Consider the following 24,812-nt stretch of genomic DNA (forward strand, 5'->3'; position numbering starts at 1 on the left):
AAGGCACTCTGCCGAATGCGAACTATCCGCACATGTGCGGGCGACAAACCAACCTTAACTGCAAACCTGACGATATTGTCGGCTTCATGGGTGAGCACATTGTGTGCATTCAATTTAAGACCGGATATGACGCCGATCGCGGACCTGCATGGATTAGCCGCGTCGGTTGCTCAAAGTCGTGGAGGATAGCCCACTTCCACAATCTTTCTCTTTGCAAACTATCGGGAATCTTTGACGCCAATTTCGTCGATTTAAAGACTAGCTACAAGCATTGGTTTCCGTCCGAAACGAGACTGTACTGATGGACGCGACAGTAATGTCCAGCCTCTAGTTGATGCATATGTGGTGGATGAATACGAGGCTTCCCTTGCGGGCGCTCCGTCGCCAGGTAGGGTAAAGGCTGAGCGGATCGAACCTCTCCCAGCGTACGTCACCTCTTTGAGACAAAGCGCGCCCAGATTCACGGCCTTCGAACTTTCTACATTATGCGCCTAAAACCAAACACGTTCAAACACCAGCCGTGCCGTAGCTCTGACAGTCCGGTTACACCAAAGTTTCATTCTTCAGTCACCTTGATAGTATGGCTTCAAATGGTTAAACGTCTTTCTCCGGTCATCATGCCAACTGTCCTTATTATCGGGTTGGCCTCTTGCTCGTCGATGCCTGAGGTCGATTGGAATCAGTCACAAAACGAGGCAAGTATGTTCCTGGAGGCAGCCACGTCTGCAAAGGGATCCCTCGGTGGGGGCACCCTGCGCGTTGGCCAAGGTACTCCGGGAGATACTGATTCGGGCATCGTTCTCAACTATGACTCCGGCGCCCGGATCACGGGGATCCGCGTCAGTTGCTTCGGAGAGGGAACGCTTCGACTCGGATTCGCTACCCAGACTGGGTCCAATTGGAGCGGCAACGATACTGTCGAAGTCATCTGCAATGGCGAGGAGAACAACGTATCGGTTTCAGAGATCCTGTCTACGGCACAGGTCGATGCGGTGCAATTCAACGGCATCCTCGGTGAGGGAACGGGTGGAGTCCTCGCCGTGGCTATCTCCGGGGTGGCGAACTAACGCCCGCTGCAGTTGCAAGTTCGGCATTCGAAATCTCCAAAGGCGAACTTACGGCGCTGATAGGCATGATTCTCAAGCAAGTACGCGCCGTTGCGTTCTCCAACCGTGACTGCGGCAGAAAAAAATTTGCCGTACCAGCAGGATGCCGAACCGGAGACAGCACGCGTCGCCGATCTGTCTCCATTTGACTGTATAGCTGGCCGACGGGCGAAACATGATTTCTACCTACATTTTTCCGCAGAGCATTGATCAATGGAGACTGTACGATCCGCCGTATAGCTGTATCAGACGCATAGTCGTCCGTCACTCCATAATGCTTGTGGCCAGCCGGCGCCAGTGCAGAAAGTCCACATCCGAACAAATCCTCGGACTATCCAAGCCATAGATGCTGCCCGTGGCCCGATGAGGGCACAGGCAGCATCTTGGTTGTTGTCATCAAGTTAGCCGTTGAAGGTGTCCGGGTTTGGGCCGGTGCGTCCATCGCGATCAAGGGCATCAATGCTTGCCAGTTCGCCGCTGGTCAATTCGAAGCCGAACAGGTCCAAGTTGGCGATGATGCGTGATTCAGTCACAGACTTCGGGATGATCACCCGGCCCTGCTGCAGATGCCAGCGCAGGATGACCTGTGCCGCGGACACCTCATGTGCCTGAGCGATGCCCACGATGGTTTCATCGGTGAGCATTGCGCCCTGAGCCAGCGGGCTCCATGCTTCGGTGACGATGCCGTGCTGCGCGTTAGCTGCAACGACTTCGCGGTTCTGCAAGGCAGGGTGGAGTTCCACCTGGTTCACGGCCGGAACGATGGTTCCTTCGGCGACCAGCTGCTCCAGGTGCTCAGGCTGGAAGTTGGAAACCCCGATGGCGCGGATCTTCTTCTCTGCATACAGCCTCTCCAGCGCCTTCCACGTCTCAATGTAGAGATTCTTTTCCGGGGCTGGCCAGTGAATCAAGTACAGGTCCAGGTAGTCCAGGCCCAAGCGCTCAAGACTGGCATCAAAGGCTTCCAGCGTCTGCTCGTAACCCATGTCCGCAATCCAGATCTTGGAGGTGATGAACAGGTCTTCGCGGGCAAGGCCGGACTGGGCCAGTGCTGCGCCCACGCCTTCCTCATTGCCGTAGATCGCGGCGGTATCGATACTGCGGTAGCCGGCCTTGAGCGCTGAACCCACTGCAGCAGTGGTCTCTTCATTGGGAACCTGGAAGACTCCAAAACCTACCTGGGGCATTTCAACGCCATCGTTCAGCGTGATGGTTGGAATGGGGATAGTCATATCTAACTCCTAGAAATTGGTTGGGGACTGAACAAAACTGTGGATTAGCCAGCTGTAACCAGCTGGGGTGATGCTGCCGAAGACTTCTTGGCCAAGCCCATGGACAGAAGAATGACGATCAGTGCGACGAGGGTGATCAGTGCGCCGATCCAGATCGGCGAGGTGTAGCCCAAACCTGCCGCAATGCCCAGACCGCCGGCCCATGCGCCCAGCGCGTTGCCGACATTGAACGCACCGATATTGGCGCCAGATGCCAGGGTCGGCGCATTGCCGGCGTACTGCATGATGCGGCTTTGCAGACCGGGAACGGTTCCGAAGCCGAAGCCGCCCATCAGCAGCAAAGCGATAACGGTGGCGATCTGGTTGCTCGCGAAGAATCCGAAGAGGACAAGGACCACCAGCAGTGCCGAGATGAAGATGAGCAGAGTGCGGTCGATGCTCTTATCAGCCATGCGGCCACCGATCCAGTTGCCTGCGAACAGGCCGGCGCCGAAGAGCATCAGCAACCACGGAACGCTGGTCTCGTTGAATCCGGTGACCTCGGTCAGGGTGTAGGCGATGTAGGTGAAGGCGCCGAACATGCCACCGTAGCCAAGGACCGTGACACCTAGGGACAGCCAGACCTGCAGCGAGGTGAAGGCCCCGAGTTCTTTGCGCAGGGAGATGCCTTCGGCTGCGTGCTTGATGACTGGCACCAGCACGAGGATGCCGATCAGGGCGATAACGCCAATGCCGGAGATGGCCCAGAAAGTCGAGCGCCAGCCGGAATGCTGCCCTAGCAGGGTACCGAAGGGAACACCCAGTACGTTGGCCGCGGTCAGCCCGGTGAACATGATGGCAATGGCGCCAGCCTTCTTGTTGGCCGGGACCAGGTCGGCTGCCACGACCGCGCCGATGCCGAAGAAGGCACCGTGGCACAGGGCAGCAATGACGCGGCCGATCATGGCCACTTCGTACGTTGCTGCCATCGCGGTAAGCGAGTTGCCGATGATGAAAAGCACCAGCAAACCGACGAGCACCGGCTTGCGCGGCCAGCGGACGGTGGCTGCGGTCAGGCCGAGGGCGCCGACCACCACGCTCAATGCGTATCCGGAAATGAGCCAGCCAGCTGCGGCCTCGCTGACGCCGAAGTCGACCGCCACATCCGGCAACAAGCCCATGATGACAAATTCGGTAAGCCCGATGCCGAAGGCACCGATGGCCAACGCAATAAGACCGAGCGGCATAGCGTTACTCCTGATAGACTAGATAAATTAGTTGCACACGCTTGTTATTGCGCGATGAACACTATCGTTGCACACGCAACTAACCAGCGCAAGCAAGTACTTTTGGAGGAACCGATGGGAATCGCAGATGATGCTGTCGAAATTCGGGCAAGAGGGTGGCGCACTTTGGCGTCGTTGCACGGATTAATCGATACTGCACTTGAAAAGGACCTGACGGCGCAAGTGGGGCTCTCTGTGGTCGAGTACACACTTCTGGATGCCCTGAATCGTCAGGATGGCTGGCATATGCGCATGGCGCAGCTGGCCCGCGCCACGGCCCTGAGCCCCAGCGCAACGACGCGACTGGTTACCAGGCTCGAAGACCGCAATCTGCTCTCGCGGGTGCTGTGCGCCGATGACCGCCGCGGCATTTACACCGAGCTCACTGCCACTGGCCACGAGCTATACCAGAAGGCCAAGCCCATTCACGATGCCACGCTGGAACGCGTGTTGAAGCAGGCAGAAGAGCAGCCCGAGCTGGCGCCGCTGGCCCGCATTCTCCACGAATTCTCTGCCGCGTAGCCAATTGCTGAATCCTTGGAAGGGACCGTCCTTGCTGCATCCGAAATTTTCCGCCGTGCTTTTCGATTGCGATGGCGTCCTGGTGGATTCCGAGTCCATCACCAATTCCGTGCTCCGCCAGATGCTCATCGAGCTGGGCTGGGCGATCAGCCCCGAGCAATGCATCGAGATCTTCATCGGCAAGGCGTTGAAAGACCAGTGGCAACCCATTCTCGACCAGACCGGATTCCGCATCGACGACCAGTGGATTAGCCAGTTCCGCGCACGCCGCGACGAAGCGCTGCGCTCGGAGCTGCAGCCGATCCCCGGAGCGCTGGAAGCAGTCAAGCAGATTTCCTCGGTCTACGGCCAGAACATTGCCTGCGCCACCGGCGCAGACCGGGCCAAGGTCGAAATGCAGCTGGCCCTGGCCGGGTTCACCGAGTACTTCGGAGACCGGGTCTTCAGCGGCATGGAATGCCCACGCAGCAAACCGGCACCGGATGTCTACCTGGCCGCAGCCGCGTCACTGGGCATTGACCCAGCTGGCGCACTGGTTATCGAGGACACTGCCACCGGGGTGGCTGCCGGGATCGCGGCCGGCGCGACGGTGTACGGCTATTCCAACGGCGGACCCACGAGCACTTCGCCCGAGCTGCTGCGCGCGGCCGGAGCAACCCATGTGTTCAGCAGCATGGACGCACTGCCCGGCATGGCTTCCGGAGCATAATTGACGGCTGCGCTGATCGAGTACCGCTACCCCGCCGGCCGGACCAGGACCCTGTCCAGGGATACTGCCAGCTTGCGCCAATACCCCAGCTCGTAGACGATGATCACGGTCAGCGGGGAGCACAGCAGCACCAGCAAGCAGGCCCACACCGGAACGCCTAGTTGGCTGAGCCCAGCCGCGGCCAGCGGCATCAGGTATGTGGGCAAATGCGCCCAGGTGAACATCGGGGCACCGAGCAACCAGGTCAGCAGCAGGGTAATGATGACCATGAAGGCGAAAACCGGAATCGCCAGAGCCACGATGACCATCACGGGGTCAGTAGCGGCTTCGGGATCATAGGCGTAGCCGATGGTATGCAGCCCGGCGCCGATCGCGGCAATGGACGTGAAAAGCGCAATATGCCCGAAGATCCACGCCGCGGCCTTGTCCCGCCGCAAATGGAGCACCGGTCCGGAGGGCAGCTGGAAGTACGCCCACCACAGCGAGAAAGAAATCAGCACGCCCGCGGCGACCACCACGATGCTCTCGAAATTCCAGTTCGCCCCTTGGGAGATCGTCCGGGCAGCTGCCAAGGTTCCCATGATGCATTCGCCCAGGGCAATGATCGACATGAGCGAATAGCGTTCCGCCAGATGGTGGGCGTGCCAGGGAATACCCGATTCGCCATGGGAACGGGCCACCCGCTCCGCAATCAGCGGTGCGCTGAAATCGATGATCCAGAAGACCGCCAGGCAGCACAACGCCGGAACCAGCGAGAGCGGAAGGAAGAGGAATGAGGTCCAGCCCAGCTGGGCAATGCCCACCCCGATAGCATTGCCGCGCGCTGCCATCCGGTGCTGCGGATCGTGCCGGGCCACCCGCAGCCACTGCCCGATCAGCGCCACGCGCATGACAATGTAGCCGGCGACCATCACATTGGCATCAAACACCGCCCCCTGATCGATGGACGCGAACATCATCGGGATGCCGACCGCCAGCACGATGACGCCCGACATCTGCACCAAGGTCAGGCTGCGGAACAGCCAGTCGTCGTTGTCGAAGGCCGAGGCCAGCCACGCGTAATTGGCCCAGGCCCAGATGATCGACAAGCACGCGATGGCAAAGGAGATGATGGCCGGCGCATAGTGCCCCACCTCGATGCCGTGGGCCAGCTCGCTGCCGGCAACTCCGAAGGCCGTGACAAACGTCAGGTCGAAGAACAGTTCCAAGGTGGTGGCGGTCCGGTTCTGCTCCTGCGGATCGCGTCCGCGCATGCGGCGCAGGCCGTGCTGGTAGAAATCAAGACCCGTGCTGGCGGACATCGTGCGGCTTTCTCGAAAACTCAACGGAGGACATTCACAAGAATAGGTAACCGCCAGCTGGAATTATCGCACTGACGCCTCGGCAAATCCGCGGGGCCTACTTCCCAGCCGAATCCAGTTCATGCTTCAGCGGGAAGTACCAGCGCATGATCTTGCGCAATTTGTCCGAATCATCGCGGGCCCAGTTGCGCATGAGCTCGCCTCCGAAGGAAATGGCCGTGACCGGCTGGGCGCCGGCGGCGATCATCCGTTCGAAGGCGAAGTCGTGCGCCGCCTGGGATATGCCGCCCACCGCGTCGGCTACCGGATAGACCTCGTAGCCTTCGGAAAGCATATCCAGGGTGGGAAAGGCGAGGCAGACCTCGGTCCACAACCCGGCCATGACCACCTTGCGCCGGCCGCTGCTTTCGATGGCCTCCCTGAACTCGGCATCCTCCCAGGCGTTGACTCCACTGCGGTCGATTTCCTTGACCCCGGGCAGCTCGTCCTTGATCACCTGCGCGGTGCCTTGGTTGACTCCCATGTCCACGCCCACGGTCGAGAGCACCACCGGAATCCCGTACTCCGTAGCCAGCCGGCACAGCGCCACGACATTCAGATCGATCCGCTCGCGAGTGGTGGAAGTGACGGTGCCATACTGCTCGGGCTGGAAGTCGATCAACGCCAGCACGCAATTCTCCGGCGTGAGCAAGTGGTCTGCGCGCTGATCGCGAACCGGTTCCGGCGAGGTTTTCTTGGGCATGTCCAGCTCCTCATGGATCGATGAAGTTGCAAGAAACTTCGTGCGTGGCTTCAGGCTATCGCCGGAAACCGGGCCCGGCCAGTGCCCGGCGCAAATCCCCGGTCACTTCCAAGAATCCCGATCCGCTCAGGCCGGTTGCTGCTCACTTCCGGCGCTGGCCGCCGGCGAGCAGCAGTTGTAGTGTCTGGCGCCCGATGCGGCCCAGCGGATCCTCCTCGGCCAGCGTTGCGGTGAGCATGGCGTAGCGCAGCGCCCATCCCCTGGACCGCTGCCACAGGTCGCTGCCCGGTTGGGCGCCGTAGCCTTCGAAAGCCGAGGCGGTGGCTTCGGCGCTGAAGTGCATCCACAGCATGCCCAGATCCGAGGCCGGGTCCCCGGCACACAAATCCCCGAAATCGATCAGCGCAGCTAGCTGGCAGCGGCCGTGCTGCTCGGTGATGACCGTATTGTGCGGATGCGGATCACCGTGCAACCACAGCGGTGCCTTATCATGCGGCGCGGCGGACAATGCTTGGGACCAGAGGACCTGCGCCGGACCTTGCAGCGGGGAGTCCAGCGCCGCAATCTGGCCGCGGGTTTTCGCATCGAGTGCGGCCAGCCCCACGCCCCGGAATTCGCTGCTGGGCGCTGCGGCTCCGGCAGGCTGGTGCAGCCGGTACAAGTACTGCGCGAATTCTCCGGCGTAGCCATCGCGCCTGCGGCGGTCCACCGTCGCGGCGCTGCGGCCCGGGACATAGGGGCAGATGGAGAACGTGAAAGGGTATCGCGGCGCGGGTCGGCCAACGAAGACCGGCATGGCGATGGGCAGGCCGGTCTCGGCGGCCAATTGCGGCAGCCAACGCCGTTCCTTGAGTCCAATGGCCTCGCCTAGTTCCCGGCGCGGAAGGCGCACCACCAGCTCAGCTCCCAGCCGGTACACCTCGTTATCCCACCCGGTAGCCAGATAGGCAATGTCCTGGTTCGCCCAGTGCGGCGCCTGGCTAGCCAGCAAGTGCCTGACCAGCTCCGCATCAATGTCGACTTCCGCTGGCGGCATTCCCGTACCTGTGGAGACAGAAGAGGTCATTGCTCAATGCTAGTGCACCCCGCATGGTTCACCCGGCCGGGCGAATCGTCCTAGAATCGGTGCATGGACTCCCCTGCACCCGGCGAGCAGATCCTCGCCACGCTCCTGCTGGAGAAATTCGACCAGCTTACCGAAACCTTGACCAGCATTCCGCAGGAACAGGCCAATAGCGTCCTGCCCGTTCGCGGCAGCAATTCGCCGGTGCAGCTGGTGCTGCATTGCTGCGGGATGATGCGCCGCTGGTCCTCCACTGTCAATCTCGGCATCGAAGTCCCCCGCGATCGGGCCGCCGAGTTCACCGCGGTGATGGACAAGGAGGCTGCCCTGCAGTTGGCGCATGATGCCAGGAAGGCGTTCGCCAACGACCTGGCGCTCACTGCCATGCATGATGCTCCCGTTGCGGCCCCGCCAGGCAGGGAGGGTGAATACTGGATGGCCACCTGCCAGGGCGTGCTGCTGCATGTGCTCGAAGAGCTCTGCCAGCACTTGGGGCATCTGGAAATCACCCGGGATCACTTGGCCAAGGACGCGTCGTGAAAGGCATCCGGCAGGTCACAGCTAGCCTACCCATGGCCTTTCCCGGGGCCTGAAGAGCGTCCGCGCGCAAAGCCGTCCCAAACGAGCACGGCTCCTGCAGCAGGCAAGAACATGAGAGCTGGAAGCCACTGGAATGCCATCAATGCCACCATGGCGGCCAGCAGCATGGCCAGCGCCGCGATTCTGGGCCATGCAGCCATGGCTACCCTCCTAGAAGCCTTCTACCGCTCAGCGGTAGTTGATTTGGTGTGAAACCCTAGCAGGATCAGTGCGCAGTTGCCAGAGGCGCCAAATCAAATGCCGCAGGACCGCGCGCCGCTCACAGGTCCAGATCTTCCCAATCGAAGCGGGTAGCGGTCCCGGATTCCCAATCCTGGCGCAGGATCGCGTAGGCAACCGAGGCGAGATGGCGCCCGTCGCCGGTGGGCCACGCCATCCGGTAATGCGCCTCCTTGAGGAAACCGGCGCGAAGAAAAGTCTTGCGCATCGCGATGTTGTCTTCCCTGGTTTGGCCTTCGAAGCGCAAGGTGCCGGGGAAATCAGTGAACACCTTGGCGGTCAATTCCCTCAGTACGAGGGTACCCAGGCCTGATCCCCGGTGCTTTTCCGCCAAGCGCAGGTCAAGCATGGGAGTGTCGTCTTCCAGATCTTCGAGTACTGCCATTCCCAAGCATTCTCCCTCGCCAATAATCCAGAATCCTTGGCGCTCGCTGTTCCAATATCTTCCGCTATCGACTAGTCGTCTCAGCTCCGGCTCTGTCCAGTTCCGACGGACATGGAATGGGAAGCTGTTGCTTGATAGAAAAGCGGCGATGGCACGGCTGTCTTCCGGTGCCATTGCTGTGAACGAGATATTCATGGGGCCAGCCTATAGAAGACATGCCGGATCCAGTCAGCGTAAACATGAATCCGGTGGCGACAGCACCCGGCCGAATATCTGCTTCCATGTCAGGCCGCTTTCAATGAATCCAGAATCTCTTGCGTCGAAACCACCAGCGCAAAGCCGTCTCCGTGAAGATTGGTCGCCGTAACCTGCATCAGAGTGGCTGCCGGTATTACCGTGCCGTCAGGTCCTGCCAGATCAAAAGTTCGTGTGGCATCGAGAGGCACAATGACGTCAAATCCCAGATTTCCGCCCATCCGGGCGGTGGTTTCTACACACAAGTTGGTTTGGATTCCGCAAACCACGATCTTTTTGATCTGATTGGACCTCAGCCACTGGTCCAAATCCGGGGAGCCATAAAATGATGAGTTCACTGACTTGGTTACGAACAGATCAGGGGTGACCGCTTGCACCGATTCGTGAAGATTATTGCCGGGACTTTCCACGAACAAGGGCGAGTCCGAATTTCGGCTATCGTGCCTGACGATCACTATCGGCATGTTCTTTTGGGACCACTCCGAGAGAAGCCGATCAACGTTGTTCTCGCATTGCGGGTAGTTGGTTGTCGGGCCCCATGAGGTGTCGTAGAAACCCTGCTGCATGTCAACCACGATCAATGCGGTCTTTGTACTTGTCATCATGCTTCTACTTCATCAGGGATAGAGCTACCCAACCAGTGGCATAAATGACATGGTTCGATAAGATTGCGCCATGACCATTGTGGGGATTCTAGTTGGGCCGGGCCGTCGAGCATTTGATATCGAAGTTGCACGTGAGGTGTACGTCGACCGAACCGACCGTGGTCTCCCCCGGCCCGCAGTTCGAATCCTCGCAGCAACCACGGTCACCGCTCTTGACCCGGTTCGCTCAATACGGCGCACACATCCGCTTGCTTCGGTGGAGGAACTCGACATGATGGTGGTTCCAGGAAGCGAGAATCCGCTCGGAGAACCTCACCCGCAGGAAGTGGCAGCAGTTGCACGAGCTGCTTCCTCCGGGGTCCTTGTCGCCTCATTGTGTACCGGCGCATTCACACTCGCCGCTGCAGGACTGCTCGATGGGCGAAGCGCGACGACCCACTGGCGTTTTGCCAATGAACTTGCAAGGCGTTATCCAGAGGTCAACGTCAAGTCGAGGGATTTGTATTGTGGCGAGGACAAAGTATGGACTTCGGCTGGAGTCACCGCAGGAGTTGATCTATTACTCCATCTAGTACGTCTGGACTGGGGAACCAGCGCTGCAGAAACTATCGCGAAGGCCATGGTCACCCCTGTTTTCAGACCGGGAACCCAAGCGCAATACGCGGATACCAGCATCCCTGGGAATTCATCGCCGTCAGTTGAACAACTGCATCTGGCAGTCAGCCAAGATCTTCAACGGCATTGGAACGTCCAAGAACTAGCAGCGGTCTGCGCAATGTCACCACGGACTTTTCACCGGTGGTTCTCAGACGCGGTCGGGACAACACCTATTGCATGGCTCAATGATCTTCGAGTCAGCGAGGCCCAACGCCTACTGGAACAAAGCGACCTGTCGGTTGGCGCCGTTGCCCGTCAGGTTGGCTTTGCTTCTGATGATCTGCTGCGCAAGCATTTTTCGTCGCGATTGGGGATCACGCCGACCGGCCATGCAGCGGCTTTCCGTCGACAACGTCCTTGATGAATTGCGCCTTGCCTCGCGCATAAGCGATCCTGTCATCCCCGACCCTCGTGGCCAAGTCCTGTTTCAGCTCGGCATATGCGGTAGCAATATTGGCGTCTTCCCTCAGTCGATCGCGGAACACCAGATGCTCGCGTTCCCAGACCGAACCGAGTTGGCACACGTGAATATGCACTGTTCGGGGCTCTCCCGCGGGCGGACGAAAGAAGAGATGGCCGGTCTCCCGTTGCCGCAGCACAAGCCCCAGCGCTTCGAGGCCGCTGCGGTACGCGGACTCTTCTGAAATATCCGGAACAGCTATTTGGAGGTCGAGAACTGATTTGGCGATGAGGCCCGGAACTGCTGTCGACCCGATATGCTCTGCGGATGCCGCGGCAGGACCAATGGCGTCCTGGATGCGCAGCATCCATTCAGCGGCCTGGTCGGCCCACGACGGATCATGCTCGACAAGATGGACAGGTTCACCACCGGGCTTATCGAACCATTCGCTATTCATCTATCCAGTATGCCTCGATGACGGAAGCCGGAAGGTGCGATTACAGGCAGGTTCCACTTCGCCCTATCCAGCCGGCTGGCCGTTTTCACCCAGCACCGCGTCCCCGTCGGTATGCAGCGGGTTTTTCATCGTCGGCATCCACGCGCAGCGCGTCTGCATGCCCGACTCCGCTTGCCCATCCCTGATCAGCACCGTGCCCAGCATCCACTGCCCGTCGTCGGTGACTTCCTCCATGGCTTCCGGTCCGGCCAGGTAGCCCATCATTTCTTGATCGTCCAGAGGCATCTCGCTCTTGGCGTTCGGGGCAGAATAGACGGGGATCGACACGGAAATGGTGTCGCCATTTGCCTCCGGGTGGCAGTATCCACCGTCGCCTCCAAGACCGTCCGTGCGCACGAGGTAGTACTGGTCATCGCCGGAATACTGTTTTACGCCTACCGTTCGAACCTGTTCCAGCGGGCCATTTTCCGCGCAGGCAGTATTCTGGAAATCGCTGCGCAGGTACTCAGTGACCTTGACGCCCTGCGTGGCTGGCACCACGCTCGCAACGGTGGATCCGCAATTATGCGAATAAGCGATCTCGCCGGGAACCTGGACTGGCCCCTCCTCCGTCGCAACCCAGGCGACGAAGTGCTCCCAATAGGCATTGCCGGACGTGCTGATGAACGATGCGACGGCATCGTCTTCGCCGTCGCCGTCCAGATCCGCGTAGACGATCTTGCCCAGCTCATAGCTGTTGAATTCATCGCTGGCTTTCGAATTCTCAAGACGGATCTTCGAGGGTTTGCCATCGAGCGCCATCGGATCCATCCAGATTGCGTTTCCAAGATCCGCATCTCGCAGGGATTCGATCCCAGGCTCTTCCTTGCTCGGCGAAGGAACTGCCGTTGGCGTTGAGGATTCCAGGTCCGGCTCCGGTTCGCTGCACCCAGTGAGCAGTAGCCCAACCGCGGCCACCGTGCTGAAAATTCTTGCTCCACGAGATGCATTGATCATGTTCAGATGATAACTGAATATAAAAACGAATCACAAAAACTTATGCCATCAAGACCGCTTGCGCGTAATGCTCGCTAAAAAACGCCAGCCTCGGACTTCACGATTGGAAGTCCGAGACTGGCGCCAGGTTTGGAGTCCGGGGACTAGAGTCCCAGCTTCTCCATCACGATTTCGCGCACGCGGCCGGCGTCGGCCTGTCCGCGGGTAGCCTTCATGACAGGGCCCATCAGCGCACCGATGGCCTGCATCTTGCCGCCCTTGATCTTCTCGACCACATCAGGCATGGCAGCCATGGCATCATCCACGGCCTTGCCCAAGGCATCATCGTCATTCACCACAGCCAAGCTGCGCTTCTCGACGATTTCGCTTGGGGTGCCTTCGCCGGCGATGGCGAATTCCAGCACCTGGCGGGCGATCTTGTCGTTGATCTTCTTCGCCTCGATCAGCGAGTTCAGCTCAACGATGGTCGCAGCGCTCACGCCCAGATCGGCGATGTCCTTGTCCGCGGCCTTGGCCAGGCGGGCGATCTCGCCCATCCACCACTTGCGGGCCACAGCGGCGCTGGCGCCAGCGGCAATGGTTTGCTCGATCTCGTCGAGCACACCGGCGTTGACCACGTCGCGGAATTCCTTGTCCGCGTAGCCCCACTCGGCCTTCAGGCGCTTGCGGCGCTCGGCTGGCGGTTCCGGCAGGCGGCCGCGCAGCTCTTCGACCCATTCGGCAGTGGTGACGATAGGCACCAGATCCGGCTCCGGGAAGTAGCGGTAGTCATCGGCATCCGACTTCGGGCGGCCCGAGGTGGTCGAACGGGTGTCCTCATGCCAGTGGCGGGTTTCCTGGACGATCTTCGCCCCGGAATCCAGCACCGCTGCGTGGCGCTCGATCTCGAAGTGCACGGCGTGCTCCACCGCGCGCAGGGAGTTCACGTTCTTGGTTTCGGTACGGGTGCCGAACTTCTGGGCGCCCTTGGGCATCAGCGAGACGTTGGCATCGCAACGCACGTTGCCGCGTTCCATCTTGGCATCCGAAACGCCCAGGTTCTTCACGATTTCGCGCACGGCGGCCACGTAGGCTTTGGCCAGCTCGGGAGCGCGCTTGCCGGCACCCGTAATTGGCTTGGTCACGATCTCCACCAGCGGAACACCAGCACGGTTGTAGTCAACCAGCGAGTAGTCCGCACCCTGGATGCGTCCGGCAGCGCCACCCATGTGGGTCAGCTTGCCGGCATCTTCTTCCATGTGGGCGCGTTCGATCTCGACGCGGAAGACTTCGCCGTCTTCCAGCTCGATGTCCAGGTAGCCGTCGAAGGCAATTGGATCATCGTACTGGGAGGTCTGGAAGTTCTTCGGGGTATCCGGGTAGAAGTAGTTCTTGCGGGCGAAGCCGCACTTCTGCGCGATCTGGCAGTTCAGTGCCAGGCCGATCAGGATGGAGTACTCCACGGCGGTCTTGTTGACCACCGGCAGCACGCCGGGCAGGCCCAGGTCTACCGGGGTGACGTTGGTGTTCGGGGCATCGCCAAAAGCGTTCGGCGCGTCGGAGAACATCTTGGTCTTGGTGTTAAGCTCGACGTGGACCTCGAAGCCCAGGACCGGGTCGTAGCGATCCAGTGCCGTATCGAAGTCGACCAGTTCATCGGTGTAGTTGCTCATGGTGCCTAGGCCTCCTGCGCGATCGAAGCGGTGTCAATGGCTGGTGCCTGCGAGATCAGCGAGTGGCCCCACTGCTTCTCGAGCAGGGTTTCCAGTGCTGCGCCGGCACGGTACAAGCGGGCATCCTCGTAGGCCGGGGCCAGGAACTGGATGCCTACCGGCAGGTTCTCGGACAGGCCGCCCGGGACGGTGATGCCCGGAACGCCAGCGAGGTTGGCCGGGATGGTGGCCACGTCGTTGAGGTACATGGCCAGCGGGTCGTTGTCGTTCGCGCCCAGCTCGAAGGCGACGGTCGGCGCGGTGGGGGAAACCAGCACGTCGGCCTGCTCGAAAGCGGCCTCGAAGTCGCGCTGGATCAGCGTGCGGACCTTCTGCGCCGAGCCGTAGTAGGCGTCGTAATAGCCGGCGGACAGGGCGTAGGTGCCCAGGATGATGCGGCGCTTGACCTCGTCGCCGAAGCCGGCGGCACGGGTGGAGCCCATGACGCGCTCGATGGTCATCGGGCCCTCTTCCGGAAGCACGCGGTGGCCGTAGCGCACCCCGTCGAACTTGGCCAGGTTGGAGGAAACTTCCGAAGGCATGATCAGGTAGTAGGCGCCCAGCGCGTACTTGAAGTTCGGGCAGGAAACCTCGACGATTTCTGCACCGGCGGCCTTGAGCAGTTCCAGCGACTCGTTGAAGCGTGCCTGCACACCCTCCTGGTAGCCTTCGCCGGTCAGTTCCTTGATGACGCCAATGCGCAGGCCCTTGACATCCCCGGTGGCGCCGGATTCAGCGGCGGCAACCAGGCCTTCGAGCGGGTTGGGCAGCGAGGTGGAATCCTTGGGATCGTGCCCGCCGATCAGTTCCTGCAGGTAGGCCGAGTCCAGCACGGTACGGGAGACCGGGCCGATCTGGTCCAGCGAGGAGGCCATGGCGATCGCGCCGTAGCGCGAGACGGCACCGTAGGTCGGCTTCACGCCGACGGTACCGGTGACGGCGCCTGGCTGGCGGATCGAGCCGCCGGTGTCGGTGCCCAGTGCCAGCGGAGCTTCGAAGGAGGCCACCGCTGCGGCCGAGCCGCCGCCGGACCCGCCCGGAATGCGGTTCAGGTTCCACGGGTTGCGGGTCACGCCGTAGGCGGAGTGCTCGGTGGAGGAACCCATGGCGAATTCATCCAGGTTGGTCTTGCCCAGCATCGGCAGCTTGGCAGCGCGGATCTTCTCGATCACGGTCGCGTCGTAGGGGCTCATCCAGCCTTCGAGCATCTTCGATGCCGCGGTGGTCGGCTGGCCCTTGGTGACGATCAGGTCTTTGATCGCGATGGGCACGCCGGCCAGCGGGTGCAGGGCTTCGGCCTGCGCGCCGCCGGCGGCACGGATGGCGTCAACTTCGGCTGCGACGGCGAGCGCTTCTTCGGCGTTCACGTGCAGGAAGGCATTCAGTGCGCCGTCAACCTCGGCGATGCGGTCCAGGTGGGCCTGGACTGCTTGAACGGAGGTGGCTTCGCCGGCGCGCAGCTTGGCGGCCAGCTCGGTGGCGGAAAGCTTAATCAGTTCATTCACTTGGATTATTCACCATCCAGAATAGCCGGGACCTTGAAGCGGTCCGAGTCCGAATCAGGCGCGTTGAGCAGAACTTCTTCAATGCTCAGCGTCTGCCCCACCGTATCTTCGCGCAACACGTTGGTCAGCGGGATCGGGTGGCTGGTGGCTGGGACGTCGGAGGCGGCGACTTCGCTGACGGACGCGATGGCACCGACGATAGCGTCGAGTTCACCGGTCATTTTGTCCAGCTCTGCGTCGCTCATCTCGATGTGGGCAAGGTGTGCCAGATGCACAACGTCCTCACGGCTGATGGCAGACATGTATCTCCCTAGAATGGCGGTTGGGTTTCATAGACAAGTCTATCCCTTACGCGCCTGCCCCAATGCCTATATGCGGGGCATTAGTTATGCTGTGCGCAATACCAAACCGCTCAGGTCCTGGCCGAGGGCGTTCTCCCAGATCCCGATAACACCGGCTTCGGCGGGATCGCCGGCTACCGGTTTGCGGATGATCACCGCGTCTTTGCCCCGACTCTCGCCGCGGACCAGGATCCGCGGATCCGCGGTAAAGGACTCGGACCGGTGCTGCGGCGTGGCATTTCCGGCCAGCAGTTCACGTGCCTGGGCGATGAAAATGGGGTCGCCGGCGGCGTCATAGACAAAGCGGGTGCCCAGAATCGCGTGCTCGCTCGTTCCCAGTAGGTAGCGTTCCGCACCGTCAACCGGGGCATCCCGATAGGTCAGCGGAACGTGGTAAATCACGTCAGAGGTATCGCTGTGGTCAGCGTAGAAGCTCAGCTCGATACCGACTTCACCCTGCGGGTCTTCCAGGCGGAATCCGCCAACACTTTCAAGTTTCGGCGCGCCCTGGCCGGTGTAGAACTCCTGCTTGGCCAGCCAGGCTGCCACCAACTCGGTCTTGGTTGGAGACATGGTGGTGTTGTAGACGATTCCCATGAGCTTAGTCTGTCAATTGCTGGTATTAGGCACAAGTGTTGGCGCAACGGTTCTTTGGCCAGCCGATAGCTCCTACGATGGTTTCATGCACACACATGAGCCATGGGATGAAGTTCAGCAGGCGCAGCAGTACGGGCAGAACCTGCTGCGGGATGCCGCCATTGAACTGCGCGAGTCCGAGCACGAGGACTTCTCGGTCATGGCCGGGTGGTGGAACGATCTGGCCTGGGCGGTGCTCCAGCAACGAACCATCAAACCGCGTCCCGGGACTCCGCTCGTGGAAATGTTCGCACAGTTCAGCGAGAACAAGCCCTCCTCCGGCGATGCCGGCTTCAGCATCTTCGAGCGCGGCAGCGGAACCTTCATCGGGCACATCACGCTGCATGGCGGCCAGTTGCCCCATCGCGCCGCTGAAATGGCGGTGATGATCGGCCCGGACTTCGTCGGCCAGGGTTTCGGCACCCGTGCCACCGCGTTGATGTCCGGCTATGGTTTCCGCGAGTTGGGACTGCACCGGATTAGCCTGTGCGTTGCCGCCTTCAACCAGCGGGCCATCCGGGCTTATGAGAAAGCCGGGTATACCCAGGAGGGGCGCCAACGCGAGGTGTACTTCCACAATGGCGTATTCCACGACCAGGTGCAGCTGAGCCTGCTCGCCGGCGAATACTTCGCCCAGCGGGGCTGAGCAGCACCCCGCGCTACTATTTGGCCGCTTCCTCCAGCATGGACTTCACCAGCGGTCCCGCCGTCTGGGCTCCGCCGTCTCCATCCTCGACGAACGCGGCAACCGCCAGATCGCCTTGGGCGGCGATGGCCCAGGCATGCGCGTTCTTTTCGCCGTCGTATTCGGCGGTGCCGCTCTTGCCGATGATCTTTCCGCTGCCTACTGCCTTCAGGTCCTCCAGGGTTCCGTGGTCCACGACCTCGGCCATCATGGTGGACAGCTGCCCTGCTTCCTCTTCGCTCAGCGTGGAAGCCGGCTTGGCAGGTGCCTGGGGTTCTGGCGCCAGGATCAGCTTGGGCTGCACCGTGGACTTCGCCTGGATCGATGCCATCACGGTGGCCATGCCCAGTGGCGATGCTTCCACCACGCCCTGGCCAATCATGTTCGCGGCCTGGGTGGTGCCTTCAGAATCTTCGGGCACCGAACCGAACACTGCGCCGGCACCGGTTCCGTCCTCTGCCAGCAAGCCGAGAGCAGCCGCGGCTTCAGCCAGGTTATTGCCGCCAATTTCCGTTCCCTGATTCACAAAGACCGTGTTGCAGGACTGCGCGATTGCTTCGGATAGCGGGATGGTGCCTACGGCGGCAGCAGGATAGCCGTCATAGTTCTTGAAGCTCTTGCCATCCACCACCGTGGTTGCCGGGCACTTGACCTCGGTACCCGGTGTCGCTCCGTCACGCAGCATCGCCAAGGCGCTCACGACCTTGAAGGAAGAACCCGGTGCATAGGAAGCTTGCAAGGAGGTGTTCAGCCCGGAAGAAACCGGGCCCGAGGAGGCCGCGAGGACGCTGCCGTCAGAGGGCCGAATGACCACGATGGCAGAGTTCGATTCGGCTTCGGCCAACAGTTCATCCGCGGTTTCCTGCAGTCCGGTGTCCAAAGTGGTCTTCAGGTCCTTGCCTGCTACCGGGGCTGTGGTGATCAGTTCCGCTACCGCTTCATCTTCAGCGTTGTACTGCGATACCGAGACTCCTGCAGTTCCCGCGAGGGTGTCATTGTAGGCGGCTTGCAATCCTGATTGGCCTACCTGGTCACCGGCCTTGACCTTGCCGTCAGACTTCTCGATATTCTCGGCGGTGGCCTTGCCAACGCTGCCTAGCAGCGGGCGGGCGAAGGATCGAGTGGGTGCCAAGGGCAGCTCGTCGTTGTGGAAGCCGGCACCCGGAATGCCCCTGATTTCCTCGTCGGTGACTTCTCGCGTTGCGTCATCGCGCAGGACAATAGCTTCCACCCAGGCTTTGTCGCCAGCGGCCATCACTCGTTGCGCATAGGCCTGTTCGTCGATGTCCACGAGCTTGGCCAGTTTCTTCGCCGAGCTTTCCCAGTTTTCTTTTCCGGTGTGGGTCTTGTCCATGCCAACACGAATCACCGGCCGGTTGGAGACAATGCTTTCGCCTTCTGCATCGGTGATGCTGCCTCGTGCTGCAGGATCGAACGCCGCTTTGAGGTAGTCGCCGGTTTCGAACTCAGGGGCAAGAATTGACGGGTCAAAGCGCAGTTTCCAGGAATCGGATTCCTTGTCGAATTCCCACACAGCCTGGGTGTCGTAGCTCAGATCCTTGTCCGACTTGTCGATATCCCATACCGTGGTGATGCTCGCGGTAGCAGTCTTGACCCCATCTTGCTCTTCTTCGTCTTCGGCCACCGAACGAACAGTGCTCGTGTGCTTGATTTCGCCCATGGTGCCAAAGGCAGTTTCCTGGGCTTTCGCTGCATCTTCTGGGCTGGTCCCAGCGAATTGCACTGAGCCGAAATCGCCGCTATTCATGGCGGATACCAGTGCATCGGCCGAAGGCGCCGGGTCTGGCGCGCCAGCACTGCAGGCGCTTAGTGCGGCCATGGCCACGGACGCAACGGACAGGGCGGCAACACTTCGGCGAATAGCACTCATGGCGCCATTCTATTCACGCGCTCGGACAGACCACAACGTGTGTCCGCCGAAGTCATGGGCGGTTCACCTGGATCCAGGCTGAATCCATCTTGGCTGCAGGCTATAGGCGTAGACAACCAATTCGATATCGGTGTTCGGCACAAACCAGTCGCGTTCGGGATAGTGGACGAATCCGAGGGATTCATACAGTCCCCGGGCAGAATCCCAGCTGCTGCCGGTAGTCAGGGAGACGGCATTGATTCCGGGAATGAGCCGGGCGCGCTCGATGGCGGCCTGCACCATGCTCCGGCCAACACCCCTGCGCTGCGCGGCCGGATCAACGCTGAGCATGCGGATTTCCAGCTCGTCCGCTCTGGCAATGTCCGCATAGTCGCTGCCCGCCCGGATCAAGGTCATGGAACCGATGATCTCTTCTTCCCGGCGCACCACGTAGATTTCGGTCTGGGCTGCACGCTCGGCCACCTTGCGCACGAAGTCCAGGTACTCGTTATCCGGGCTATCGAAATGCCCAGCGGCAAAATAGGACTCTGCGGTCAGCTCCCCCACACGCTGGTAGTGCTCGGGAGCAGCCAGTTCAATCGACAAGTCGCCAATGCTGGTTGAAAAAGTTTGCGCGTCAGTCATGATGCTCCAAGTGTGCCACGAGCTCGGGGGGGTGCCCCTATGTTCTGTGTCAAGCTATTTTCAGCTCCGGAACGTCATAAAGTGCGCCATCCCGAATCATGGCAAACAGGACCGTGAGCCGTCGGTGGGCCAAAGCGATCAACGCTTGGTTATGGCGCTTCCCCTGAGCCCGTTTACGGTCATAGTATTCCCGGCTGGTCGGATCAAAACGGATGGAAGCAAACGCCGAAAGGAACAGTGCTCGCTTCAAGCGTTTGTTGCCTGAATGGCTGACGCGTTCGGACTTGATCGACGTGCCAGACTGGCGCGTGGTTGGCGCCAGGCCAGCGTAAGAGGACAGTGATGCGGCGCTGGCGAAGGTTTTGCCGGAGGTCTCGGCGATGATGATCGCGGCGGTCCTGACGGCGACCCCTGGCATGGAAGTCAGGACCGGGTAAAGAGGGTGAGCCTCCACCAGGGCTTCCAAGTGCGTAGCCACGTCCACGCGCTGGGCGTGCAACGAGATCAGCTGGCGGGCCAGATGCGGGATGACTAAGCCTGCGGCGTCGGTGCCGACCACGACCACGGTTTGCTCATCCAACGCATCCAAGATGGCTCCGGCCCAAGCAGTGTGCCGGCGGGCACCGTATTTCTTCAGCTTCGCGTCGATCCGCGCTTTGCCGGCATGCTTCAGCTGCGCGGGGGTGGGCCAAGCAGAGAGGACCTCCAGCACCGCGTCGTGCTCTAGCCACGGGCCGAGGATCCGCTCTAGTGGCGGGTGGATTTGGGTGAACAACCCGCGGATCCGGTTGCTGGTCTGGGTGATCTGACGGGCCAGATCCAAGTCGAATCCGGTGAGCATGCCCAGGGTGGCTTCGTCTTCGTCAGAGACCTGGATGCTGCGCAGCGTGTGGGGCATGGTGCGCGCCGCATCAGCGATGATGAAGGCGTCTTTTTCGTCTGTCTTGGCCGTCCCGGGATACATGTCTGCGATGCGCCGCATCGAGAGTCCGGGCAGGTAGGCCACCGGAATACCGAGGTGCTGGGCGACGGCGACGGCCAGCGCGCCGATGGTGGCTGGCTGATCAACGATCACCAAGACATGTCCTTGAGCTAAAAGCTTCTGATACACGGCGGTGAGTTTGGCTTCGTCGTTGGGCAGGGTCTTGTTCCATATTTTGGTGCCGTCCTTGGTGACGGCGCAGGCCCAGTGGTCGGTTTTCCCTACGTCCAGGCCGAGGAAAATATCGATATCCGCGGTGATCATGACTAGTGCTCCTTTGAACTAGTTCTTGTTCAAGGTCGACCAACCGTCGGTAGCGAAGTCTTACATCCACGTTATGACAGGCGTCCAGTGTCCTGGCGCCGCGCCCCTAATTAGCAATCACCACGCTGCCATCCCAATCTCGGTGGCAACACCCCCCGGATCATTGGTTAGACAGGGGCAAGACACCATGCCGAGATTGGTCGGCCGACAGTCCCTATGATCCTCTTTTTAGGGACTATCAAAAAGATAACGGGTTCTGCACGTCACCGAGCCCAAGGCAAATGATGCTCTGGCTGAAATTTTTGCTGAGCAATTCTTCTCTGATCTGCAGTGATTCGCGGTTGGAAATAGTGCCTTGCGAATAACTGGGAGAAAAACTTGCCCGCAAGTTTGTTAATGGAGTTAACTAACCCTGTGACTTCCCCACGCAAGGACTGGAATGTGCTGTCGCACGGCAGCGCTATTTTGCCGTCCCATGGAAGGGAGCACAACCTCTCTCTGGTTCTGCAAACACTTTCGGACCAAGGCGCTTCGAGCCGTGCCGATCTGGCACGCGCTACCGGCCTGACACGTGTCACCGTCTCGGAACTGGTCGCGGAATTGATCAACCGCTCGCACGTCATTGAGACCGGGCAGCAAGAGCAAAAACGCCCCGGCAAGCCCTCCACCCTCGTCGATTTGAATCGCCCGGGGCTCAGGATCATCGGCGTGGACTTATCCGGCGTTGTCCCGTTCCGGGCGGCCATCATGGATCTGGATGGCGCCATCCTCAAGAGTTTTTCTGCCCAGGCACGTGAAGCAACCGGTGAGGCCGCGACGGTCCAGCTCCTGGAGCTGCTCGACACCGCCCTAGCCGAATGCGACGCACCGGTTCTGGGCGTGGGCATTGGCTCGCCCGGCGTAGTGACCGATCGGGGAATTGTCGTCGCAGCCGAAAAGTTCGGTTGGCGCGACTACGACCTGCGATCTGCGGTCGAGCAGGCTACCGGCCTGGCCGCTCATGTCCTCAATGACGCCGACTGCGCCATCCTTTCCGAGCACACTTTCGGCCAAGGCAGCGACCACATGATCTTGCTGCGCCTGGGACGCGGTGTGGGCTGCGGCGTGATCACCCACAACACCCTGGTGCGCGGCTCGGATTTCGCCGCCGGCGAGCTGGGCCATGTCCGCCAGCGTGCGCAGGACACTGCCTTATGCAGCTGCGGGCAAATCGGCTGCCTGGAAGCCTATGCTTCCGTTCCTGCAATCTGGAAGTCCCTGGCCGAAGGGGAACCAAAGGAGCAGCTGGATCAGCGGATCGCCGCGTATCTTGCTGGCGCAATTGCCCCGCTTCTTTCGGTACTCGACATTCGCGATGTCATTTTCACCGGGACCCCGGAAGTCGTGGATCAGCCTCTCGCGCAAGCGCTACGCGAAGCGCTGGCCCTGCGCTCGCATACTGCACGCGCCGAGAACTTCCGGCTTTCGCTGAGCGAAGATCCAGAGCATCTGGTGCTCCGAGGTTGCGCGGTCAACGTGCTATTCCATGAACTGGGGATCACCTAGCGGGACCGCCCGGTTTCTCCATACCTGTATTCCACTAATCATCACTGCCAAGATCGGAGAGTGCCCACCATGCGAGTGCTCATTGGTTCATCCCCTGAAGAAGTTGCACGCATCGCTGCCGACAACGTGTTGGCCGGCCTGGCCCACCACAGCGCTGGATCCCCCTCGAATTTGGGGCTTGCCACAGGTTCGTCTCCGTTGGGCCTGTACCGTGAACTTTCCCGTGCGGTCCAGGAAGGCCGTGCCGACTTCACCGATACCCAGGGATTCGCCTTGGATGAGTACATCGGGATCCCGGACACCCACGAGCAGTCCTACCGCCAGACGCTGATCAACGAGGTCTGCAATGTCATCGGCTTGCCTTCCCGCTGCCTGCATGTACCGCAGGGCATGGCCGCATCCGTGGAAGCCATCGAGACGGCGGCCCGGGCGTACGATGACGCCATCGCCCAGGCCGGTGGCATCCACGTACAGATTCTGGGTATCGGATCCAATGGGCATCTGGGCTTCAACGAACCAGGCAGCGCGCTGCGAAGCCGCACCCGCATCAAGCGCCTTGCGGCCAATACCCGTGAAGACAACGCCCGGTTCTTCGACGGCATCGAGCACGTTCCCACCCACTGCGTCACCCAGGGACTAGGCACAATTCTTGACGCCGGCCGCTTGGTCCTGGTGGCTGTAGGCGCGGGCAAGGCCCAAGCCATTGCCGCTGCCGTAGAAGGGCCGCTGTCAGCTTCTTGCCCGGCATCCGTCCTGCAGCTGCACCAGGATGCCGTGGTAGTAGTTGATGAAGCGGCAGCCAAGGGGCTGAAACTGCGTGAATACTACGATGACGCGGCTGAGGAACTGACCGTAGTAGACCTCGTGGTCAGCTAAACCGCCCAGTCAATGGCATACTGAAACCATGGCTGTCTACTTTGAATGCGTTACGCTTTGCGGTGCTTCACGTGCCGAGCTTTTCGAGAAATCGCTCAGCATCGACGCTCACGCCGGTTCAATGGCCGATTCGCAGGAAAAGGCCGTGGCGGGGGTTACCAGCGGCACTATCGGATTGGGCGAGCAGGTCACCTGGCGTGCCAAGCATTTCGGCATCCCCTTCCGGATGACCTCGAGGATTTCCGACTTGGATGCCCCGCACACGTTCACCGACCAGCAGGAGCGAGGACCTTTCAAGTCCTTCCACCACGTCCATGAATTCTACGAATCGGACCAAGGGACGTTGATGGTGGACAAGATCCGCTTCAGCGCTCCATTGGGTCCCTTGGGCTGGCTAGCCGAGCGGCTCGTGCTTGGCTGGTACTTGCCCAAGCTCATCCGGATCCGCAACGACTACCTGGTCAACGCGCAAGGCTAATCCTGCTCGCTAGCGGTCCTGTGGCTCGATGACCACAGCCCATTGGCGCACCGCGCAGGAGTAGGATTCCCCGCATTCTCCGTACTGCGGCTGTGCCTGGACTATGACGGCCATCGGGCTGGGCAATTCACTGGCATCCACCGGAAGCACGTGGCTGAACGAACCGTCGGCGTTAACCGGGATCTTCAGATCCGGGCCTTGATCCGATATGGCTTCGCTCCGCCCCAAGACGACGGAATACACGGTTCCCGCCGGCAAGTCCAGCTGGCAGGCAGGGGCGGAGGCGGCCACAATGACTGTCGTTTCCTGCGCGCCCTCTGCATAGGTCAGCTGCGGGCCCTCAGCTTCGCAATACCTATCTGCCACGCTTTTCGGGTTAGCTACGGCGAACAGGATTCCAGCAGTGGCCACGGCAATGAGCACAGCCGAAATCATGCTGGCTCTCATGATGAGCGTCGAGATCCTGAGCATGCCGGCCCCCATCCCAGTGGCTTGTATCCTTGTCGTCCAGTTGAGCCTATACTTGCTTGGCTAGCAAAGGACGATGCGGTTGCGGCCTTGGACCCGCTGCCGAAGCCAGCCAATGCCCCTGCAGAAGTCCAGGTTCACGCAGTCGTTGACTACCCGGTTGGAAAACTTGGTTTCCAGGCTCCGCGTATTCGACCTCTTCCGGCGCGCGCGGCACCAGGCGCAGTGCGGGACTGGAAGTTGGATCCGAGGGCTCATTGCCGTCGGCCTGCAAGGGGAATTATTGACGGCTCCACGTGTACAGTGGATTAG

General features: G+C 60.7%; 27 protein-coding genes. 9 read left to right on the top strand and 18 right to left on the bottom strand.

The features are described from left to right. Positions 1 to 701: 701 nt before the first annotated feature. Positions 702 to 1,067: a hypothetical protein gene (locus ACP3TE_RS02865; protein ID WP_402696430.1), complete on the top strand. Its 366-nt coding sequence runs from the start codon at positions 702 to 704 to the stop codon at positions 1,065 to 1,067. A gap of 440 nt (positions 1,068 to 1,507) precedes the next feature. On the opposite strand, the gene ACP3TE_RS02870 is transcribed toward ACP3TE_RS02865, so the two are convergent. Together ACP3TE_RS02870 and ACP3TE_RS02875 are read right to left on the bottom strand one after the other, a co-directional pair. Further along, positions 1,508 to 2,338, bottom strand: a complete 831-nt coding sequence (locus ACP3TE_RS02870) for an aldo/keto reductase (RefSeq protein WP_426735196.1) — start codon at positions 2,336 to 2,338, stop codon at positions 1,508 to 1,510. A 44-nt stretch (positions 2,339 to 2,382) separates the two neighbouring features. Next, positions 2,383 to 3,564: an MFS transporter gene (locus tag ACP3TE_RS02875; RefSeq protein WP_426735197.1), complete on the bottom strand. Its 1,182-nt coding sequence runs from the start codon at positions 3,562 to 3,564 to the stop codon at positions 2,383 to 2,385. 114 nt (positions 3,565 to 3,678) lie between these two features. Between ACP3TE_RS02875 and ACP3TE_RS02880 the strand changes: the two genes are divergently transcribed. Further along, on the top strand, positions 3,679 to 4,125 hold the full coding sequence (locus ACP3TE_RS02880) for a MarR family winged helix-turn-helix transcriptional regulator (protein WP_332503593.1): 447 nt from the start codon (positions 3,679 to 3,681) through the stop codon (positions 4,123 to 4,125). Between the two features lie 55 nt (positions 4,126 to 4,180). Continuing rightward, positions 4,181 to 4,834: an HAD family hydrolase gene (locus tag ACP3TE_RS02885; protein WP_426735199.1), complete on the top strand. Its 654-nt coding sequence runs from the start codon at positions 4,181 to 4,183 to the stop codon at positions 4,832 to 4,834. A 26-nt stretch (positions 4,835 to 4,860) separates the two neighbouring features. Here the strand turns inward: ACP3TE_RS02885 and ACP3TE_RS02890 are convergent, their stop codons facing one another. From ACP3TE_RS02890 to ACP3TE_RS02900, 3 genes are all read right to left on the bottom strand, one after another. Further along, positions 4,861 to 6,135, bottom strand: coding sequence for a low temperature requirement protein A (locus ACP3TE_RS02890; protein WP_426735201.1), 1,275 nt, complete (start codon positions 6,133 to 6,135; stop codon positions 4,861 to 4,863). A 97-nt stretch (positions 6,136 to 6,232) separates the two neighbouring features. Continuing rightward, positions 6,233 to 6,877 carry an isochorismatase family protein gene (locus ACP3TE_RS02895; RefSeq protein WP_332727898.1) on the bottom strand — a complete coding sequence of 215 codons (645 nt, stop codon included), beginning with the start codon at positions 6,875 to 6,877 and terminating at the stop codon, positions 6,233 to 6,235. Between the two features lie 142 nt (positions 6,878 to 7,019). Next, positions 7,020 to 7,943, bottom strand: a complete 924-nt coding sequence (locus ACP3TE_RS02900) for an aminoglycoside phosphotransferase family protein (RefSeq protein ID WP_426735203.1) — start codon at positions 7,941 to 7,943, stop codon at positions 7,020 to 7,022. A gap of 63 nt (positions 7,944 to 8,006) precedes the next feature. Here ACP3TE_RS02900 and ACP3TE_RS02905 point away from each other — a divergent pair, with 63 nt between their 5' ends. Beyond that, a complete protein-coding gene (locus tag ACP3TE_RS02905) occupies positions 8,007 to 8,480 on the top strand; it encodes a DUF664 domain-containing protein (protein ID WP_426735205.1) in 474 nt (157 codons plus the stop codon). A gap of 26 nt (positions 8,481 to 8,506) precedes the next feature. Here ACP3TE_RS02905 and ACP3TE_RS02910 read toward each other — a convergent pair whose 3' ends face one another. The 3 genes from ACP3TE_RS02910 to ACP3TE_RS02920 form a co-directional block, all read right to left on the bottom strand. Next, on the bottom strand, positions 8,507 to 8,680 hold the full coding sequence (locus ACP3TE_RS02910; protein WP_426735207.1) for a hypothetical protein: 174 nt from the start codon (positions 8,678 to 8,680) through the stop codon (positions 8,507 to 8,509). 119 nt (positions 8,681 to 8,799) lie between these two features. Further along, positions 8,800 to 9,339 carry a GNAT family N-acetyltransferase gene (locus tag ACP3TE_RS02915; RefSeq protein WP_402696440.1) on the bottom strand — a complete coding sequence of 180 codons (540 nt, stop codon included), beginning with the start codon at positions 9,337 to 9,339 and terminating at the stop codon, positions 8,800 to 8,802. A gap of 89 nt (positions 9,340 to 9,428) precedes the next feature. Continuing rightward, the gene (locus ACP3TE_RS02920; RefSeq protein WP_426735209.1) at positions 9,429 to 10,004 is read right to left on the bottom strand and encodes a cysteine hydrolase family protein; all 576 of its coding nucleotides are present in this window, start codon (positions 10,002 to 10,004) and stop codon (positions 9,429 to 9,431) included. Between the two features lie 70 nt (positions 10,005 to 10,074). On the opposite strand from ACP3TE_RS02920, the gene ACP3TE_RS02925 reads away from it, so the two are divergent. Continuing rightward, positions 10,075 to 11,022: a GlxA family transcriptional regulator gene (locus ACP3TE_RS02925; protein ID WP_426735211.1), complete on the top strand. Its 948-nt coding sequence runs from the start codon at positions 10,075 to 10,077 to the stop codon at positions 11,020 to 11,022. Here ACP3TE_RS02925 and ACP3TE_RS02930 read toward each other — a convergent pair. The 6 genes from ACP3TE_RS02930 to ACP3TE_RS02955 form a co-directional block, all read right to left on the bottom strand. Beyond that, complete coding sequence (locus tag ACP3TE_RS02930; RefSeq protein ID WP_426735213.1) at positions 10,976 to 11,518, bottom strand: GrpB family protein; 543 nt, start codon at positions 11,516 to 11,518, stop codon at positions 10,976 to 10,978. The genes ACP3TE_RS02925 and ACP3TE_RS02930 overlap by 47 nt on opposite strands. Positions 11,519 to 11,581: 63 nt before the next feature. Beyond that, positions 11,582 to 12,514 carry a hypothetical protein gene (locus tag ACP3TE_RS02935; protein WP_426735215.1) on the bottom strand — a complete coding sequence of 311 codons (933 nt, stop codon included), beginning with the start codon at positions 12,512 to 12,514 and terminating at the stop codon, positions 11,582 to 11,584. Positions 12,515 to 12,657: 143 nt separating this feature from the next. Continuing rightward, positions 12,658 to 14,166: an Asp-tRNA(Asn)/Glu-tRNA(Gln) amidotransferase subunit GatB gene (gatB, locus tag ACP3TE_RS02940; protein WP_332594776.1), complete on the bottom strand. Its 1,509-nt coding sequence runs from the start codon at positions 14,164 to 14,166 to the stop codon at positions 12,658 to 12,660. 5 nt (positions 14,167 to 14,171) lie between these two features. Continuing rightward, positions 14,172 to 15,710, bottom strand: coding sequence for an Asp-tRNA(Asn)/Glu-tRNA(Gln) amidotransferase subunit GatA (gene gatA, locus ACP3TE_RS02945; RefSeq protein WP_426735217.1), 1,539 nt, complete (start codon positions 15,708 to 15,710; stop codon positions 14,172 to 14,174). A gap of 5 nt (positions 15,711 to 15,715) precedes the next feature. Beyond that, on the bottom strand, positions 15,716 to 16,012 hold the full coding sequence (gatC, locus tag ACP3TE_RS02950; RefSeq protein ID WP_038989805.1) for an Asp-tRNA(Asn)/Glu-tRNA(Gln) amidotransferase subunit GatC: 297 nt from the start codon (positions 16,010 to 16,012) through the stop codon (positions 15,716 to 15,718). A gap of 84 nt (positions 16,013 to 16,096) precedes the next feature. Beyond that, positions 16,097 to 16,648: a maltokinase N-terminal cap-like domain-containing protein gene (locus tag ACP3TE_RS02955; protein WP_133833017.1), complete on the bottom strand. Its 552-nt coding sequence runs from the start codon at positions 16,646 to 16,648 to the stop codon at positions 16,097 to 16,099. Positions 16,649 to 16,733: 85 nt separating this feature from the next. Here ACP3TE_RS02955 and ACP3TE_RS02960 point away from each other — a divergent pair, with 85 nt between their 5' ends. After that, positions 16,734 to 17,333 carry a GNAT family N-acetyltransferase gene (locus tag ACP3TE_RS02960; protein ID WP_426735220.1) on the top strand — a complete coding sequence of 200 codons (600 nt, stop codon included), beginning with the start codon at positions 16,734 to 16,736 and terminating at the stop codon, positions 17,331 to 17,333. A 16-nt stretch (positions 17,334 to 17,349) separates the two neighbouring features. Here the strand turns inward: ACP3TE_RS02960 and ACP3TE_RS02965 are convergent, their stop codons facing one another. From ACP3TE_RS02965 to ACP3TE_RS02975, 3 genes are all read right to left on the bottom strand, one after another. After that, a complete protein-coding gene (locus tag ACP3TE_RS02965; RefSeq protein WP_426735222.1) occupies positions 17,350 to 19,263 on the bottom strand; it encodes a penicillin-binding transpeptidase domain-containing protein in 1,914 nt (637 codons plus the stop codon). 63 nt (positions 19,264 to 19,326) lie between these two features. Beyond that, positions 19,327 to 19,887 (bottom strand): GNAT family N-acetyltransferase, encoded by a 561-nt coding sequence (locus ACP3TE_RS02970; protein ID WP_332594779.1) that lies wholly within the window; start codon positions 19,885 to 19,887, stop codon positions 19,327 to 19,329. A gap of 49 nt (positions 19,888 to 19,936) precedes the next feature. After that, entirely contained in the window at positions 19,937 to 21,133 is a 1,197-nt protein-coding gene (locus tag ACP3TE_RS02975; protein WP_426733378.1) for an IS110 family transposase, read from the bottom strand. Positions 21,134 to 21,547: 414 nt separating this feature from the next. Here ACP3TE_RS02975 and ACP3TE_RS02980 point away from each other — a divergent pair, with 414 nt between their 5' ends. The 3 genes from ACP3TE_RS02980 to ACP3TE_RS02990 all read left to right on the top strand — a co-directional run bounded on the left by ACP3TE_RS02980 (position 21,548) and on the right by ACP3TE_RS02990 (position 24,032). Next, positions 21,548 to 22,678 (top strand): ROK family transcriptional regulator, encoded by a 1,131-nt coding sequence (locus ACP3TE_RS02980; protein WP_426735224.1) that lies wholly within the window; start codon positions 21,548 to 21,550, stop codon positions 22,676 to 22,678. Positions 22,679 to 22,747: 69 nt separating this feature from the next. Beyond that, positions 22,748 to 23,554, top strand: a complete 807-nt coding sequence (locus ACP3TE_RS02985; protein ID WP_426736188.1) for a glucosamine-6-phosphate deaminase — start codon at positions 22,748 to 22,750, stop codon at positions 23,552 to 23,554. A 28-nt stretch (positions 23,555 to 23,582) separates the two neighbouring features. Further along, positions 23,583 to 24,032, top strand: coding sequence for an SRPBCC family protein (locus ACP3TE_RS02990; RefSeq protein WP_426735226.1), 450 nt, complete (start codon positions 23,583 to 23,585; stop codon positions 24,030 to 24,032). 9 nt (positions 24,033 to 24,041) lie between these two features. Here ACP3TE_RS02990 and ACP3TE_RS02995 read toward each other — a convergent pair whose 3' ends face one another. Next, a complete protein-coding gene (locus ACP3TE_RS02995) occupies positions 24,042 to 24,479 on the bottom strand; it encodes a hypothetical protein (protein WP_426735228.1) in 438 nt (145 codons plus the stop codon). Positions 24,480 to 24,812 lie beyond the last annotated feature (333 nt).

Origin of the sequence: Glutamicibacter sp. 2E12 (assembly GCF_050030965.1) — a bacterium.
In the GTDB taxonomy this organism is placed as follows: domain Bacteria; phylum Actinomycetota; class Actinomycetes; order Actinomycetales; family Micrococcaceae; genus Glutamicibacter.